Here is a 16,772-nt window from a genome sequence, read left to right on the forward strand (position 1 = left end):
TGCCTAGGGGGCGTCCCGGGAGTCCCGCCGCCGGATCCTGTTCCCCAGCCACACCAGGGGGTCGTACGAGCGGTCCACGACCCGCTCCTTCATCGGGATCAGCGCGTTGTCCGTGATCCCGATGTCCTCCGGGCACACCTCCGTGCAGCACTTGGTGATGTTGCAGTAGCCCAGTCCGTGCTCGTCCTGGGCGGTGCGCCGGCGGTCGAGGCCCGCCTCCCGCGCCGCGTCGAGCGGGTGCATGTCGAGCTCGGCGATCCGCATCAGGAAGCGCGGCCCGGCGAAGACGGCCTTGTTCTCCTCGTGGTCGCGGACCACATGGCAGGTGTTCTGGCACAGGAAGCACTCGATGCACTTGCGGAACTCCTGCGAGCGGTCGACGTCCTCCTGCCGCATCCGGTACTCGCCCGGCGCGAGGCCGGCCGGCGGCACGAAGGCCGGGATCTCCCGGGCCTTCGCGTAGTTGAAGGACACGTCCGTCACCAGGTCCCGCACCACGGGGAAGGCCCGCATCGGGGTCACGGTGACGGTCTCCTCGCGCCCGAAGACCGACATGCGGGTCATGCACAGCAGCCGCGGCCGGCCGTTGACCTCCGCCGAACAGGATCCGCACTTGCCGGCCTTGCAGTTCCAGCGCACCGCCAGGTCGGGCGCCTGGGTGGCCTGGAGCCGGTGCACGACGTCGAGGACCACCTCGCCGTCGTGCACCTCCACCGTGTAGTCGGTCAGGGCGCCGCCGTCGGCGTCGCCCCGCCAGATCCGGAAGCGGGCATCGTACGTACTCATGCGTCCAGCTCCTCCGCGGACAGGTACTTGGCCAGCTCCTCCTGCTCGAAGAGCGCGAGCAGATCGGCCCTGATCGGTTCGGTGCCGACCCGTTCCAGGGCGATCCGCTGTTCCTCCGCCCGGCACAGCAGGTTCACCGGCCGCCAGGCGCGGTCCATCGCCGGGTAGTCCTCGCGGGTGTGCCCGCCCCTGCTCTCGGTGCGCTCCAGGGCCGCCCGGGCCACGCACTCGCTGACGAGCAGCATGTTGCGCAGGTCGAGCGCGAGGTGCCAGCCGGGGTTGAACTGCCGGTGCCCCTCCACGACGACCCGTTCCGCCCGTGCGCGGAGCTCCGCGATCCGCTCCAGGGCCTCGGCCATCTCGCCCGCGCGCCGGATGATCCCGACGAGGTCGTTCATCGTCTGCTGGAGCTCCTGGTGGAGCGTGTACGGGTTCTCGGGGGCGGTGCCGCCGACGCCGCCGTCGAAGGGGGCGAGGGCCTCGGCGCGGGCGGCGGCCACGGCTTCCTCGTCGAGCCGGTCGCCGTCGCCGTCGCCCGCCCCGCCCCGGGACCCGTACCCGGACCCCTCACCCCGCCCCACCGCGTACTCCGCCGCGTGCAGCCCGGCCCGGCGCCCGAACACCAGCAGGTCCGACAGGGAGTTGCCGCCGAGCCGGTTGGAGCCGTGCATCCCGCCCGCGACCTCGCCGGCCGCGAAGAGTCCCGGGACGCCGAGCGTCGCCGCCGTCTCCGAGTCGACGGCCACCCCGCCCATCACGTAGTGGCAGGTCGGGCCGACCTCCATCGCCTCGGCCGTGATGTCCACGTCCGCCAGCTCCTTGAACTGGTGGTACATCGACGGCAGCCGGCGCCGGATCACCTCCGCCGGCATCCGGGTCGACACGTCGAGGAAGACCCCGCCGTGCGGGGAGCCGCGCCCGGCCTTGACCTCGGCGTTGATCGCCCGCGCCACCTCGTCGCGCGGCAGCAGCTCGGGCGGGCGGCGGTTGTGGTCGGGGTCCTCGTACCAGCGGTCGCCCTCCTCCTCCGACTGCGCGTACTTCTCCTTGAAGACGTCGGGGACGTAGTCGAACATGAAGCGCCGGCCCTCGGAGTTGCGCAGCACACCGCCGTCGCCGCGCACCGACTCGGTGACGAGGATGCCCTTCACCGAGGGCGGCCAGACCATCCCGGTCGGGTGGAACTGCACGAACTCCATGTTGACCAGTGGCGCCCCCGCGAGCAGGGCGAGCGCGTGCCCGTCCCCGGTGTACTCCCAGGAGTTGGACGTCACCTTGAAGGACTTGCCGATCCCGCCGGTCGCCAGGACCACCGACGGCGCCTGGAGGACGAAGAAGCGTCCGGTCTCCCGCTCGTAGCAGAAGACACCGCCCACGCGCTCCCCGGACGCGGTCTTCAGGACACGGGTGACCGTGCACTCCTGGAAGACCCTGAGCCGGCTCTCGTGGTCGCCGGTCTCCCTGAAGTCCTCCTGCTGGAGGGAGACGATCTTCTGCTGGAGGGTGCGGATGAGTTCGAGCCCGGTCCGGTCGCCGACGTGCGCGAGCCGGGGGTACTCGTGGCCGCCGAAGTTGCGCTGGGAGATGCGCCCGTCGGGGGTGCGGTCGAAGAGCGCGCCCCAGGTCTCCAGCTCCCACACCCGCTCCGGGGCCTCCTGGGCGTGCAGCTCGGCCATCCGCCACTGGTTGAGGAACTTCCCGCCGCGCATGGTGTCGCGGAAGTGGACCTGCCAGGTGTCGTGCGGGTTGGCGTTGGCCATGGAGGCGGCGATGCCGCCCTCCGCCATCACCGTGTGGGCCTTGCCGAAGAGGGACTTGCAGATCACGGCGGTACGGGCGCCCCGGCGCCGCGCCTCGATCGCCGCCCGCAGCCCGGCGCCGCCCGCGCCGACCACGATCACGTCCCACGACTGTCGTTCCACAGCAGTCATCTCAGAAGAACCTCGGGTCGTCGAAGGCGCCGGTGGCGAGCAGGTACACGTACAGGTCGCAGACGGCGACGCTGATCAGCGAGGCCCAGGCGAGCAGCATGTGACGCCGGTTCAGCCGGCCCACCCAGGTCCACAGCCGGTAGCGGACCGGATGCTTCGAGAAGTGCCGCAGCCGCCCGCCGACGACGTGGCGGCAGGAGTGGCAGGAGAGCGTGTACGACCAGATGAGGACGATGTTGACGAGGAAGACCAGCGTGCCGAGCCCCGCGTGGCCCCATGCGTAGGAGGAGTCCCGGAAGGCGAGCACGGTGTCGTAGGTGAGGATCCCGGCGACCGGCAGGGCCAGGTAGAAGAAGTAGCGGTGGACGTTCTGCAGGATCAGCGGGAGGCGGGACTCGCCGGTGTACGCGCGGTGCGGTTCGGCGACCGCGCAGGCCGGGGGAGAGGCCCAGAAGCTCCGGTAGTACGCCTTGCGGTAGTAGTAGCAGGTCAGCCGGAAGCCGAGCGGGAAGACCAGGATGAGCAGCGCGGGGGACAGGCTCCACCAGCTGCCGAAGAGCGCCCAGTTGGGGCCGCCGCGCATGGGGGCGCAGTTGTCCGCGAGGCAGGGCGAGTAGAACGGGGAGACGTAGGGGGCGGCGTAGTAGTCCGCGTTCGCGAAGGCCCGCCAGGTCGAGTAGGCGACGAAGGCGAGCAGTCCGGCCGCGGTGGCGGCGGGCGCCAGCCACCAGCGGTCGGTACGCAGATGGCGGGCGGCGAGGGAGGCGCGCCCCGGGGAGCGCACCCCCGTCGCCGCCGCGGGGCTCGGCGGGGGTTCGGTGCCTGTGGCCAACGGGGCCTCCTCGGCGTTACGGCGCGTGGCGGTCGCGGGCTCCCAGTCCCTCGTCGTCGATGTCGGTCCACTTCTGGGAGTCGTACGGCGTGTCGGGGATCGTCACCATGCTGTCCGCCCGGCCGCCGGTCGGGGTGGGCGCGTTGCCCTTCGCTCCGACGCGGCGTTCCAGCTCTTCGACCGTGTGCTCCAGGTCCTGCAGGCGACGCTTGACCGCCGCCAGGTCGTCCTGAACGGACATGGCTGCCCTCACTTCCGCGAGCGCGGGTCCCACGCGAGTGTCGCGCGTCACATCCCGCTTGTGAAGCCGTGCGTACCTGTTTCCACCCGTCCGGAGCGCCCCGGTCTGCCGGTGGTTGGGCCGCACGAGTGGGGTTTGCCGTCCGTGCCGCCGTGTCGCCGTGGCCGGATCCGCTCCGTCCTTTTCAGTGTATGAGCAATAGGTGTGATCATCTCCAAATGGCATAAAACTGGACGAAGGGGTACAAGTCATGTCCCAGGTCGGCGCCCCTCGCGGGAGGACATGCTCCAGGAGCCCCCGCTCCCGCACGCTCCGCTCCGTGACCACCCTCAGCAGTGCCGTGCTCGCCCTCGCCGTACTCGCCGGGTGCAGCTCCGGCGACGCCGACGAGGCCCCCGCCGCCGCCCAGGACAACGCGCCGGCCGCCCGCGACCAGGTCGCCGACGGAGGGACGCTGCGCTGGGCCGTCGACGCGCTGCCCACCACGCTCAACGCCTTCCAGGCGGACGCCGACGGCACCACCGGCCGCATCGCCGGCGCCGTGCTCCCCTCCCTCTACACCCTGGACGACCACGGCAGGCCGAAGCTCAACCCGGACTACCTGGAATCCGCCGAGGTCGTCGAGACCGAGCCCAAGCAGGTCGTCCTCTACAAGCTCAACCAGCAGGCGGTCTGGAGCGACGGGCGCGAGATCGGCGCCCCGGACTTCGTCGCCCAGTGGCGGGCGCTGAGCGGCCGGGACACCGCGTACTGGACCGCGCGCAACGCCGGCTACGAGCGGATCGAGAAGATCGAGCGCGGCAAGAACGACCTGGAGGTGCGGGTCACCTTCGGCAAGCCGTACGCCGACTGGCGCTCGCTCTTCAGCCCCCTCTACCCCAAGCAGGTCATGGGCTCCCCCGGCACCTTCAACGACGGGGCGCGCACCTCCCTGAAGGCCACCGCAGGACCGTTCCTGCTGAAGGGGATCGACCGCAAGAGCGGCGACATCGCGCTCACCCGCAACCCCCGCTGGTGGGGGCAGACGCCGAAGCTCGACAGCATCGTCCTCAAGGCCGTCCCCCGCGCCGACCGGGCCGCCGCGCTCGCCGCCGGCAAGCTGGACCTGGCCGAGATCGACCGGTCCGTCGCCGAGCGGATCGCGCTGGCGGTACGGGACGCCCGGGCCGGCCGGAACGGCGGGCAGGCCCTCACCCACGGGCCCGGCGCCGGGATCACCCCCGCCGCCGCCCTGCGCTCCTGGGCCCTCGCGCACGGCTCCGACGAGGAGAAGGCCGCCGAGGTCCAGGCCGCCCGGGAGAAGAACCAGCAGGCCATCGCCCGCTACGCGACCGAGCAGAACGCCCTGGCCCGCTTCGTCGTACGGAAGTCCCTGGAGCCCGCGTACACCCAGCTCTCCCTCAACGGCGAGTCCGGCGCGCTGTCCGACGAGCGGGTCCGCCGGGCGGTGGCCCGCGCGATCAACCGCCAGGAGCTCGCCGAGACGGTGCTGAAGCCGCTCGGCCTGCCGGCCAGGCCCCCGGGCAGCCACCTGGCGCTCGCCGGACAGGCCGCCTACGCCGACAGCAGCGACGCCCTCGGCGACCAGGACACCAAGGAGGCTCGGGCGCTCCTCGCCGACGCGGGCTGGGTGCCGGGCGGCGCCCAGCGCAAACCGGCCGGGGCGAAGGCGGGCAGCACCGCCGCCAAGAAGGCGGGGGAGCAGGCCCAGGAGAAGGCCGCCGAGAAGACCGGCGATAAGGCCGCCGAGCAGACCGCGAAGAAGAAGGAGGGCGACGCCGCCTCCGACGACGGCCTGTACATCGTCGGCGACGACAAGCCCGGCGACCGCCCGGCCGCCCCGCAGATCGGCGCCGGCGGACCCGAGAACGGCACGAACATCCTCGCCCCGGCGCCCGCCGCCGCCTTCCAGGGCGCGGCCGTGCTCCGCCAGGCCGAGGCACTGGACACCGGCACCGGCACCGGCGCCGGCGCCCAGGCCGCCGCGCAGGCGCAGGGGAAGTCGGGGGCCAAGGGGGTGGCCGGGGCCTACGCCCCGCGCGGCAGCGCCGCCCCGGCCGTCGTGGACGCGGCCTCGCAGGCGCTGGGCAAGGACGGCAAGCCGCTCAGCCTCCGCTTCGTCCTGCCCTCTGGCCCCGGCTCGGAGTCGCTGCGGGCGGTCGGGGACCGGATCGTCCGGATGCTCGACGCCGTCGGCATCCGCACCGAGGTGACGAAGGTCTCCGACGAGAGCTTCTTCAAGGACCACATCGCCTCCGGCGACTACGACCTGGCCCTCTACTCCTGGCCCGCCAGCGCCTTCCCGGCGACCGACGCCCGGCCCATCTTCGCCAAGCCGGAGCCCGCGTCCGACGGCTCGCTGATGGTCGAGCAGAACTACGCCCGGGTCGGCACGGACCGCATCGACCAGCTCTTCGACCAGGCGGTGGCCACCCTCGACGAGGACGAGGCCCGCGACCTGGTCCGCCAGGCCGACGCCCGGATCTGGGCCGCGGCGGGCTCCATCCCCCTCTACCAGCGCCCCCAGCTGGTCGCCGCCAAGAACGACGTGGTGAACGCCGGGGCCTGGGGGCTCGCCTCCCCCCGCTACCAGGACATCGGCTTCAAGAAGCCGGCGTCGGCCCAGGGCGCGGAGCGCAACACCCGCAAGTGAGCGCAATACCCTAAAGCCGCCGAAACTCAAAACCGCAAGCTCAGAAGCAGCTCAATTTCCTTGCCCGCCGGTGATCCCGGCGGGCAGGATCGCGTCGGCCGCTTGACCCGGCCGCACGACCTCCTCAGCACCACTGTCACGCCTCCCACAGCAGCGAACCCCCCAGTAGAACCCCTCGGATCCCGGGTGGGGAAGCCCCTTGCACGGCAGCCCCGTACCATAGGACATAGCCGTGGCGCGTCCGCCCGGCGGGCGTAAGAGGAACTGACGCCGCATCCCACGATCCGAGAGAAGCGCAAGCACCCATGCCCACGCGCCACGACATCCGTAACGTCGCCATCGTCGCCCACGTCGACCATGGCAAGACGACCATCGTCGACGCCATGCTCAAGCAGGCCGGTGCCTTCGCCGCCCACCAGCAGCTCGACGACCGCATGATGGACTCGAACGACCTGGAGCGTGAGAAGGGCATCACGATCCTCGCCAAGAACACGGCGGTGAAGTATCACCCCAAGGACGGCGGGGCCCCGATCACGATCAACATCATCGACACCCCCGGTCACGCCGACTTCGGTGGCGAGGTCGAGCGCGGTCTGTCGATGGTGGACGCGGTCGTCCTCCTCGTGGACGCCTCCGAGGGTCCGCTCCCGCAGACCCGCTTCGTGCTGCGCAAGGCCCTCCAGCAGCGCAAGCCCGTCATCCTCTGCATCAACAAGACGGACCGCCCGGACTCCCGGATCGACGAGGTCGTCAACGAGACCTACGACCTCTTCCTCGACCTGGACGCCGACGAGGACCAGATCGAGTTCCCGATCGTCTACGCCTGCGGCCGCGACGGCATCGCCTCGCTGACCAAGCCGGCCGACGGCACGGTCCCGCAGGACTCCGACAACCTGGAGCCGTTCTTCTCCACCATCCTGGAGCACGTCCCGGCCCCGTCGTACGACGAGGAGGCGCCGCTCCAGGCGCACGTCACCAACCTCGACGCCGACAACTTCCTCGGCCGCATCGCGCTGCTCCGCGTCGAGCAGGGCGAGCTGCGCAAGGGCCAGACGGTCGCGTGGATCAAGCGCGACGGCTCGATCCAGAACGTCCGCATCACCGAGCTGATGATGACCGAGGCGCTCACCCGCAAGCCGGCCGAGGTGGCGGGCCCCGGTGACATCTGCGCCGTCGCCGGTATCCCCGAGATCATGATCGGCGAGACCCTGGCCGACCCGGAGAACCCGATCGCGCTGCCGCTCATCACGGTGGACGAGCCGGCCATCTCCATGGTCATCGGCACCAACACCTCCCCGCTGGTCGGCCGTGGCGGCACCGGCAAGGGCGCGGACGCCAAGACCGCGGTCAAGGACCGCAAGGTCACCGCCCGCCAGGTCAAGGACCGGCTGGACCGCGAGCTGATCGGCAACGTCTCGCTCCGCGTCCTCGACACCGAGCGCCCGGACGCCTGGGAGGTCCAGGGCCGCGGCGAGCTGGCGCTGGCCATCCTGGTCGAGCAGATGCGCCGCGAGGGCTTCGAGCTCACCATCGGCAAGCCGCAGGTCGTCACCCGCGAGGTCGACGGCAAGGTCCACGAGCCGGTCGAGCGCATGACGATCGACGTGCCCGAGGAGCACATGGGCGCCGTCACCCAGCTCATGGGCGTCCGCAAGGGCCGCATGGACAACATGTCGAACCACGGCTCCGGCTGGGTCCGCATGGAGTTCGTCGTCCCGTCCCGTGGCCTCATCGGCTTCCGTACGGAGTTCCTGACCCAGACCCGCGGCACGGGCATCGCCCACTCCATCCACGAGGGCCACGAGCCCTGGTTCGGCCCGCTGCAGACCCGTAACAACGGCTCCCTGGTCGCCGACCGCGCCGGTGCCGTCACCGCCTTCGCGATGACGAACCTGCAGGAGCGCGGCGTGCTGTTCACCGACCCCGGCACCGAGGTGTACGAGGGCATGATCGTCGGCGAGAACTCCCGCTCCGACGACATGGACGTGAACATCACCAAGGAGAAGAAGCTCACCAACATGCGCTCCTCCTCCGCCGACTCCTTCGAGGCGATCGTGCCGCCGCGCAAGCTCTCCCTGGAGCAGTCCCTGGAGTTCTGCCGCGACGACGAGTGCGTCGAGGTGACCCCGGAGGCCGTGCGCATCCGCAAGGTCGTCCTGGACCAGAAGGAGCGCAGCCGCTCCGCCTCGCGCGCCAAGAACGCCTGACGCGGCTCCGTAGCACCGCGCGACCGAGCGCACTGAAGGGCCCGGTCCCCCCGCCGACACGGCGGGGGGACCGGGCCCTTCTTCAACGTTTAGTCAAGTTCATTACGGAACCCCGCTGTCCGGATATCGGTCGTCGCTCTCCGGAACGTGTGTTAACGGTCCGTTTCGTCGGTGTCTGTCTGTGCTCGCTTTGTCCGGATTTCGGTCTTCCGTGGCTTGGCGATGTTGTCAAAACGAGACCACTTAAGTGTGGTTTACAGCCCGGACGTACTTAATAGTTGGCTCCATTGAGCTCGGGTCAATGGGTCACGCACTGTGGGGAGTGCCGACTCACGAGCACACTCGGGGCACTTGAGTGCAACGCCGTCAGGGGTGTCGGCAGAACTCGGAGTGCCCCTCTTGTAGTGACAAGTGGACTCATGAGGAGGAACCCATGCGCGGTGCCAAGAGCGCCAAGTGGGTAGCGGGCGCGATCGTCGTCGCCCTGGCAGCGACCGCCTGCGGCGGGGGCAAGAGCGACGGCGGCAGCGACGCCAAGGGCGCTGTTGACCCGAACGGTATCTACTCCATCGAGCTGGGCGAGCCCGAGAAGCCCCTGCTCACCGGCGACACGATGGAGTCCAACGGCTCCCTGGTGATGTCCGGCCTGTTCTCGACCCTGGTCGACTACAAGGCGGACGGTTCGCTGGAGTACATCAACGCCGAGTCGGTCACCACGACGGACTCGAAGACCTGGACGGTCAAGCTCAAGCCGGGCTGGACCTTCCACGACGGCACCCCGGTCACCTCGAAGTCCTTCGTGGACGCGTGGAACTGGAACGCCAACGTCAAGAACGCCCAGGGCCTCGCGTCCTGGTTCGCGGACATCAAGGGCTTCGACAAGGTCCACCCCGAGGCCGAGGGCGCCAAGCCGACCGCGGACAAGCTCGAGGGTCTGAAGATCGTCGACGACAACACGTTCACGATCGAGCTCAACAGCTCCGTTCCGTACTTCGCCCACAAGCTGGCGTACATCGCGTTCGCCCCGCTGCCGGAGTCCTTCTACAAGGACCCGAAGGCCGGCGGCGAGAAGCCGGTCGGCAACGGTCCCTACAAGTTCAAGAGCTGGGACCACAAGAAGTCGATCGAGATCACTCGCTTCGACGGCTACAAGGGCCCGAACAAGGCGCAGAACGGTGGTGTGATCTTCAAGAACTACACCACCCTCGAGGCCGCCTACGAGGACCTGAAGTCGGGCAACGTCGACGTCCTGCGTCAGCTCGCCCCGAAGGACCTGCCGGTCTACCGCCAGGACCTCGGCGACCGCGCGGTCGACCAGGCGTACTCCGCGATCCAGACGATCGCCGTCGCCTTCTACGCCGACCAGTGGAAGAAGCCCAAGCAGATCGACCCGCGCGTCATCCAGGGCCTGTCCATGGGTATCGACCGCGCCACCATCACCAAGACGGTGCTGAACGGCACCCGTGAGCCGGCGACCGGCTGGGTCGCCAAGGGCGTGCTCGGCTACCAGCCGAACGCGGTCGAGGTCACGAAGTTCGACCCGGCCAAGGCCAAGGAGCTCATCAAGGCCGGCGGCGGCGTCCCCGGCAACAAGATCTCCATCCAGTACAACGCTGATGGCGGTCACAAGGAGTGGGTGGAGGCTGTCTGCAACAGCATCACCCAGTCCACCGGCGTCCAGTGCGTCGGCGACGGCAAGCCGGACTTCCAGGCCGACCTGACCGCTCGTAAGGGCAAGCAGGTCAAGTCCCTGTACCGCTCCGGCTGGGTGCTCGACTACCCGGTGAACGCCAACTTCATCTCCGACCTGTTCCGTACGGGTGCGGGCGGCAACCAGGGCGACTTCTCCAACAAGGAGCTGGACGCCAAGATCGCGAAGGCCGACTCGGCCAAGACGCTCGACGAGTCGGTCAAGGCATACCAGGCCATCGAGAAGGACCTGGTCAACTACATGCCGTCGATCCCGCTCTGGTACTACAAGGTCAACGCGGGCTACTCGGAGAAGGTTTCCGGCGTGCAGTACGGCCAGGACGGCGACCCGATCCTGAACACCGTCCAGGTCAAGAAGTAATCACCCAAGCGTAGTCCGCTCGCCGTCCGCGGGGCTGACGGATCGTCAGCCCCGCCTCGGTGCCTTACGCAGTGGCTGGGGGGCCCTTCCACGACATCAGCATGCCCGAACGCGGGCACGCTGTCGGGGGAGGGCCCGTCGGCTGCGGCCGTCACATCTCAACGGAGGCATGATGGGGCGCTATGTCGCACGACGACTGCTCCAGATGATCCCGGTTTTCCTCGGGACAACCCTGCTGATCTTCCTCATGGTGCACAGCCTGCCCGGTGACCCCGTGCTGGCGATGTTCGGTGACAAGGGGGCAGATCCTGCGACCCTGGCCGCGAAGCGCCATGAACTGGGTCTCGACCGCTCGCTCCCGGAGCAGTACTACGTCTACATGCGGGACATGCTCCTGCACTTCGACTTCGGTACGCAGATCCGCAACGGCCGGCCGGTCACCGAGGTGCTGGGCGACGCGTTCCCCGTCACGCTCCAGCTGGCCTTCCTGGCCTTCACGTTCGAGCTCCTCTTCGGCATCGGCCTCGGCATCATCGCCGGTCTGCGCGCCGGTCGCCTGGCCGACAACGCCATCCTGATCTTCACGCTGCTGATCATCTCGATCCCGGTCTTCGTGCTCGGCTTCCTCATCAAGATGCAGTTCGCGTTCAACCTGGGCTGGATCGCGCCGAACGTCTCCACCGAGGTCAACTGGGACGAGCTCATCGCCCCGGCGATCGTGCTCGGCGGACTCTCGCTCGCCTACGTGGCGCGACTGACCCGGACCACCATGGCGGAGAACCTGCGCGCCGACTACATGCGCACGGCCATCGCCAAGGGCCTGCCGAAGCGCCGCATCATCGGTGTCCACCTGATGCGCAACTCGATGATCCCGGTCGTCACCTTCCTCGGCACCGACATCGGCGCCCTCATGGGCGGTGCGGTCGTCACCGAGAAGATCTTCAACATCAAGGGCGTCGGTGGCCTGATCGCCGAGTCGATCTCCCGGCGCGAGGGCGGCACCCTGGTCGGCCTCGTCACCATCCTGGTGATCGTCTACCTCATCACCAGCCTTCTCATCGACCTGCTGTACGCGGTCCTGGACCCGAGGATCCGTTATGCCTGACGTGACCAAGACCGCGGCCGCCGTCGAGGACGCCGTCGCCACCCCCTCGGTCGACGCGCCGGTCCCCGCCGCCGCGAAGCCGGAGAAGACCCGCAGCCTCTGGGGCGACGCGTGGTCGGACCTGCGCCGCAACCCGTACTTCATCGTCTCGGCGGTGATGATCTTCTTCCTGCTGCTGATCGCCGCCTTCCCCAGCCTCTTCACCAGCGCCTCGCCGACCAGCGGCGACCTCGTGAAGCACTTCCTGGGCAAGCCGGAGCTCAGCCACATCGGTTCGCCCGAGTGGCTCGGTTACGACGGCCAGGGCCGTTCCGTGTACGCCCGACTGATCCACGGCACCCGCGCCTCGATCATCGTCGGCGTCTGCGTCACCCTCGTCGTGACCATCTTCGGCGGTCTGATCGGCATGCTCGCCGGCTACTTCGGCGGCTGGATCGACGCGCTCCTGTCCCGGGTCACCGACATCTTCTTCGGCATCCCGTTCCTGCTCGGCGCCATGGTCGTGCTCCAGTCCTTCACCGAGCGCACCGTCTGGGTCGTCGTCGGAGCGCTGGCCTTCCTCGGCTGGACCCAGATGGCCCGCGTCATGCGCGGTGCCGTGATCACGGTCAAGCAGGCCGACTACGTCCACGCCGCCACCGCCCTCGGCGCCGGCACCTCGCGGATCCTGTTCCGGCACATCCTGCCGAACGCCATGGCCCCGCTGATCGTCGTCGCCACCATCTCGCTCGGCGGCTACATCTCCGCCGAGGCGACCCTGTCCTACCTGGGTCTGGGCCTCGCGTCCCCGACCGTCTCCTGGGGCGTCGACATCTCCACCGCCGTCGACCAGATCCGAGTGTCCCCGCACATCCTGCTGTGGCCCTCGATCATGCTGAGCATCACCGTGCTGGCGTTCATCATGCTCGGCGAAGCCGTCCGCAACGCCCTCGACCCGAAGCTGCGCTGAGGAGGGCGTACAGATGACCATCATCGACAACACCGCGACGGTCCCCGCGCCGCGCGACGGCGACGGCCACACCGGTCCGCTGCTCGAAGTCCGTGACCTGCACGTCGAGTTCCACACCCGTGACGGTGTGGCCAAGGCGGTCAACGGCGTCAACTACTCGGTGAACGCCGGTGAGACGCTGGCCGTGCTCGGCGAGTCCGGCTCCGGCAAGTCCGTCACCGCCCAGGCCATCATGGGCATCCTCGACATGCCGCCCGGCAAGATCCCGCAGGGCGAGATCTTCTTCCGCGGCCAGGACATGCTGAAGATGTCCAACGAGGAGCGCCGGCAGATCCGCGGCCGGAAGATCGCGATGATCTTCCAGGACGCGCTGTCCTCCCTCAACCCGGTCCTCTCCGTCGGCTACCAGCTCGGCGAGATGTTCCGCGTGCACCAGGGCCTGTCCAAGAAGGACGCCAAGGCCAAGGCCGTCGAGCTGATGGACAAGGTCAAGATCCCCGCCGCCAAGGCGCGGGTCTCCGACTACCCCCACCAGTTCTCCGGCGGTATGCGCCAGCGCATCATGATCGCCATGGCGCTCGCCCTCGAGCCGGACCTGATCATCGCGGACGAGCCCACCACGGCGCTCGACGTGACCGTCCAGGCCCAGGTCATGGACCTGCTCGCGGAGCTCCAGCGCGAGTACAACATGGGTCTGATCCTGATCACCCACGACCTCGGCGTGGTCGCCGACGTCGCGGACAAGATCGCGGTCATGTACGCCGGCCGGATCGTCGAGCAGGCGCCCGTGCACGAGCTGTACAAGCGCCCGGCGCACCCGTACACCCGCGGTCTGCTGGACTCGATCCCGCGCCTGGACCAGAAGGGCCAGGAGCTCTACGCGATCAAGGGCCTGCCGCCCAACCTGCTCGCCGTGCCGACCGGCTGCGCCTTCAACCCGCGCTGTCCCAAGGCCGACGACATCTGCCGTACGGAGATCCCGGCCCTGGCGCCGGTCACCGAGCAGGACGGCGCCGATCTGCCGGGCCGCAAGAGCGCCTGCCACTTCTGGAAGGAGACGATCCATGGCTGAGCTCAGCAAGAACGAGGAGGCCGTGGCCGCCGCCCTCGAGGCTCCCGTCGAGCGCGGTGAGCCCATCCTCCAGGTGCGCAACCTGCAGAAGCACTTCCCGCTGACCCAGGGCATCCTGTTCAAGAAGCAGGTCGGCGCGGTCAAGGCCGTGGACGGGGTCTCCTTCGACCTCTACCAGGGCGAGACGCTGGGCATCGTGGGCGAGTCCGGCTGTGGCAAGTCCACGGTCGCCAAGCTCCTGATGAACCTGGAGCGGGCCACCGCCGGCGAGGTCTTCTACAAGGGCCAGGACATCACCCGGCTGTCGGGCCGCGCCCTCAAGGCCGTGCGCCGCAACATCCAGATGGTGTTCCAGGACCCGTACACCTCGCTGAACCCGCGCATGACGGTCGGCGACATCATCGGCGAGCCCTTCGACATCCACCCCGAGGTGGCCCCGAAGGGCGACCGGCGCCGCAAGGTGCAGGAGCTGCTCGACGTCGTCGGTCTGAACCCGGAGTACATCAACCGGTACCCGCACCAGTTCTCCGGCGGTCAGCGCCAGCGCATCGGCATCGCCCGCGGCCTCGCGCTCAACCCGGAGATCATCATCTGCGACGAGCCGGTCTCGGCCCTGGACGTCTCCGTCCAGGCGCAGGTCATCAACCTGATGGAGAAGCTGCAGGACGAGTTCAACCTCTCCTACATCTTCATCGCGCACGACCTGTCGATCGTCCGGCACATCTCCGACCGCGTCGGCGTGATGTACCTCGGCAAGCTGGCCGAGATCGGTACGGACGAGCAGATCTACGAGCACCCGACCCACCCGTACACCCAGGCGCTGCTCTCCGCGGTGCCGGTGCCGGACCCGGAGGCCCGCGCGCACCGCGAGCGGATCATCCTCACCGGTGACGTGCCCTCGCCGGCCAACCCGCCGTCGGGCTGCCGCTTCCGCACCCGTTGCTGGAAGGCGCAGGACAAGTGCAGCACCGAGATCCCGGTGCTCGCGATCCCCGAGCGCTTCCAGGGGCAGGACACCCCGGCCGCGCACGAGTCCGCGTGCCACTTCGCCGAGGAGAAGACGGTCCTCCCCGTCTGATCCCCCGCGCGTTCCAGGCCCCCGTCACCCGCAAGGGTGCCGGGGGCCTTCGCGTTGCCCGCCCCCCCGCGGGCCCGTTCATCCGGACGCCGTAAAAGTGCACTCCCGTCAATATCGGGTGATATTGGGGCCTAAGTCAGACTGAGGACATTCGGGAGGCACTCCATGCGCGGAGCCACGCACGCCAAGTGGGCCGCTCTGGCCACCGCCGTCGCCCTCGCGGCGACCGCCTGCGGCGGGGGCGGCGACAGCGGCGGCGGAGGGGCCGGCGGCGTCGTGACCTCTTCCTGGGGTGATCCGCAGAACCCGCTGGAACCCGCGAACACCAACGAGGTGCAGGGCGGCAAGGTCCTCTCGATGATCTTCCGCGGTCTCAAGGAGTACGACCCGAAGACCGGCGAGGCCAAGAACATGCTGGCCGAGAAGATCGACACCACCGACTCGATCAACTTCACCATCACCCTCAAGAGCGGCTGGACCTTCTCCAACGGCGAGAAGGTGACCGCCAAGTCCTTCGTGGACGCCTGGAACTACGGCGCCAACCTGAAGAACAACCAGAAGAACGCCTACTTCTTCGGTTACATCGAGGGCTACGACAAGGTCCACCCCGACAAGGGCGAGCCGTCCGCCACCACCATGTCCGGCCTCAAGGTCGTCGACGACACGACCTTCACGGTCAAGCTGACGCAGAAGTTCTCGACCTTCCCCGACACCCTCGGCTACCCGGCCTTCGCCCCGCTGCCGAAGGCCTTCTACGACGACCACGCCGGCTGGCTCTCCAAGCCCGTCGGCAACGGCCCGTACACCGTGGACTCCTACGCCAAGGGCTCCCAGATGGTGCTCAAGAAGTGGGACGGCTACCCCGGCACCGACAAGGCCCAGAACGGCGGCATCACCCTCAAGGTCTACACCGACAACAACACCGCCTACACGGACCTGACGGCCGGGAACCTCGACCTCGTCGACGACGTGCCGGCCTCGCAGCTCAAGAACGTCTCCGCGGACCTCGGCGACCGGTACATCAACACCCCCGCCGGCATCATCCAGACGCTCGGCTTCCCCTTCTACGACCCGGCCTGGAACAAGCCGGGCCAGGAGAAGCTGCGCACCGGCCTGTCGATGGCGATCGACCGCCAGCAGATCACCCAGACGATCTTCCAGAAGACCCGCACCCCCGCCAAGGACTGGACCTCGCCGGTGCTCGGTGCCGACGGCGGCTACAAGGACGTCTGCGGCTCGGCCTGCGTGTACAACCCCACCGAGGCGAAGAAGCTGGTGGCCGAGGGCGGTGGCATCCCCGGCGGCACGATGACGATCTCGTACAACGCCGACACCGGCTCCCACAAGGAGTGGGTGGACGCCGTCTGCAACTCCATCAACCGCGCCCTCGGCAACAACAAGGCCTGCGTCGGCAACCCCATCGGCACCTTCGCCGACTACCGCAGCCAGGTCAGCACGCAGAAGATGAAGGGCCTGTTCCGGGCGGGCTGGCAGATGGACTACCCGCTCATCCAGAACTTCCTCCAGCCGCTGTACTACACCAACGCCCCCTCCAACGACGGCAAGTACTCCAACCCGGAGTTCGACAAGCTGGTCGACCAGGCCAACGCCGAGACCGACATCGGCAAGGCCGTCGGGATCTTCCAGCAGGCCGAGGGCGTCCTGAAGAACGACATGGGCGCCATCCCGCTCTGGTACCAGAACGGCAGCGCCGGCTACTCGGACCGGGTGGAGAACGTGCTGCTCAACCCGTTCAGCGTCCCGGTCTACGACCAGATCAAGGTCAAGTGACGTCGTAGCAGGTCGGCGGCATCGGGGCCTCCCCAGCTCGAGCGTCGCCGAGAGCC

At 68.9% G+C, this 16,772-nt stretch carries 12 protein-coding genes; 8 read left to right on the plus strand and 4 right to left on the minus strand.

Features of this window, described 5'->3' with window-relative positions; genetic code table 11:
* Nucleotides 1-3: 3 nt before the first annotated feature.
* Genes ACH414_RS07715 through ACH414_RS07730 form a run of 4 tightly spaced genes read right to left on the minus strand, consistent with a single transcriptional unit; the run spans nucleotide 4 to nucleotide 3,790 of the window.
* Nucleotides 4-786 (minus strand): succinate dehydrogenase/fumarate reductase iron-sulfur subunit, encoded by a 783-nt coding sequence (locus ACH414_RS07715; RefSeq protein ID WP_382547714.1) that lies wholly within the window; start codon nucleotides 784-786, stop codon nucleotides 4-6.
* A complete protein-coding gene (locus ACH414_RS07720) occupies nucleotides 783-2,717 on the minus strand; it encodes a fumarate reductase/succinate dehydrogenase flavoprotein subunit (RefSeq protein WP_398941181.1) in 1,935 nt (644 codons plus the stop codon). The genes ACH414_RS07715 and ACH414_RS07720 overlap by 4 nt, the downstream gene beginning before the upstream one ends.
* A 1-nt stretch (nucleotide 2,718) precedes the next feature.
* The gene (locus ACH414_RS07725; RefSeq protein ID WP_386566002.1) at nucleotides 2,719-3,549 is read right to left on the minus strand and encodes a hypothetical protein; all 831 of its coding nucleotides are present in this window, start codon (nucleotides 3,547-3,549) and stop codon (nucleotides 2,719-2,721) included.
* A 16-nt stretch (nucleotides 3,550-3,565) separates the two neighbouring features.
* The gene (locus ACH414_RS07730; RefSeq protein ID WP_382547708.1) at nucleotides 3,566-3,790 is read right to left on the minus strand and encodes a hypothetical protein; all 225 of its coding nucleotides are present in this window, start codon (nucleotides 3,788-3,790) and stop codon (nucleotides 3,566-3,568) included.
* A 250-nt stretch (nucleotides 3,791-4,040) separates the two neighbouring features.
* On the opposite strand from ACH414_RS07730, the gene ACH414_RS07735 reads away from it, so the two are divergent.
* The 8 genes from ACH414_RS07735 (at nucleotide 4,041) to ACH414_RS07770 (ending at nucleotide 16,716) form a co-directional block, all read left to right on the plus strand.
* On the plus strand, nucleotides 4,041-6,443 hold the full coding sequence (locus tag ACH414_RS07735) for an ABC transporter family substrate-binding protein (RefSeq protein WP_398941183.1): 2,403 nt from the start codon (nucleotides 4,041-4,043) through the stop codon (nucleotides 6,441-6,443).
* A gap of 305 nt (nucleotides 6,444-6,748) precedes the next feature.
* Nucleotides 6,749-8,650 carry a translational GTPase TypA gene (typA, locus tag ACH414_RS07740; RefSeq protein ID WP_382547704.1) on the plus strand — a complete coding sequence of 634 codons (1,902 nt, stop codon included), beginning with the start codon at nucleotides 6,749-6,751 and terminating at the stop codon, nucleotides 8,648-8,650.
* A 433-nt stretch (nucleotides 8,651-9,083) separates the two neighbouring features.
* Complete coding sequence (locus ACH414_RS07745) at nucleotides 9,084-10,721, plus strand: ABC transporter substrate-binding protein (protein ID WP_382547702.1); 1,638 nt, start codon at nucleotides 9,084-9,086, stop codon at nucleotides 10,719-10,721.
* A gap of 172 nt (nucleotides 10,722-10,893) precedes the next feature.
* Nucleotides 10,894-11,826 (plus strand): ABC transporter permease, encoded by a 933-nt coding sequence (locus ACH414_RS07750; protein WP_382547802.1) that lies wholly within the window; start codon nucleotides 10,894-10,896, stop codon nucleotides 11,824-11,826.
* On the plus strand, nucleotides 11,819-12,775 hold the full coding sequence (locus ACH414_RS07755; protein ID WP_382547700.1) for an ABC transporter permease: 957 nt from the start codon (nucleotides 11,819-11,821) through the stop codon (nucleotides 12,773-12,775). Before ACH414_RS07750 ends, ACH414_RS07755 begins: the two co-directional genes overlap by 8 nt.
* A gap of 13 nt (nucleotides 12,776-12,788) precedes the next feature.
* A complete protein-coding gene (locus ACH414_RS07760) occupies nucleotides 12,789-13,847 on the plus strand; it encodes an ABC transporter ATP-binding protein (RefSeq protein WP_382547698.1) in 1,059 nt (352 codons plus the stop codon).
* Nucleotides 13,840-14,925, plus strand: coding sequence for an ABC transporter ATP-binding protein (locus ACH414_RS07765; RefSeq protein ID WP_382547696.1), 1,086 nt, complete (start codon nucleotides 13,840-13,842; stop codon nucleotides 14,923-14,925). The genes ACH414_RS07760 and ACH414_RS07765 overlap by 8 nt, the downstream gene beginning before the upstream one ends.
* Before the next feature lie 165 nt (nucleotides 14,926-15,090).
* The gene (locus ACH414_RS07770) at nucleotides 15,091-16,716 is read left to right on the plus strand and encodes an ABC transporter substrate-binding protein (RefSeq protein ID WP_382547694.1); all 1,626 of its coding nucleotides are present in this window, start codon (nucleotides 15,091-15,093) and stop codon (nucleotides 16,714-16,716) included.
* Nucleotides 16,717-16,772 lie beyond the last annotated feature (56 nt).

Source organism: Streptomyces sp. NPDC020422, from assembly GCF_044386705.1.
In the GTDB taxonomy this organism is placed as follows: domain Bacteria; phylum Actinomycetota; class Actinomycetes; order Streptomycetales; family Streptomycetaceae; genus Streptomyces.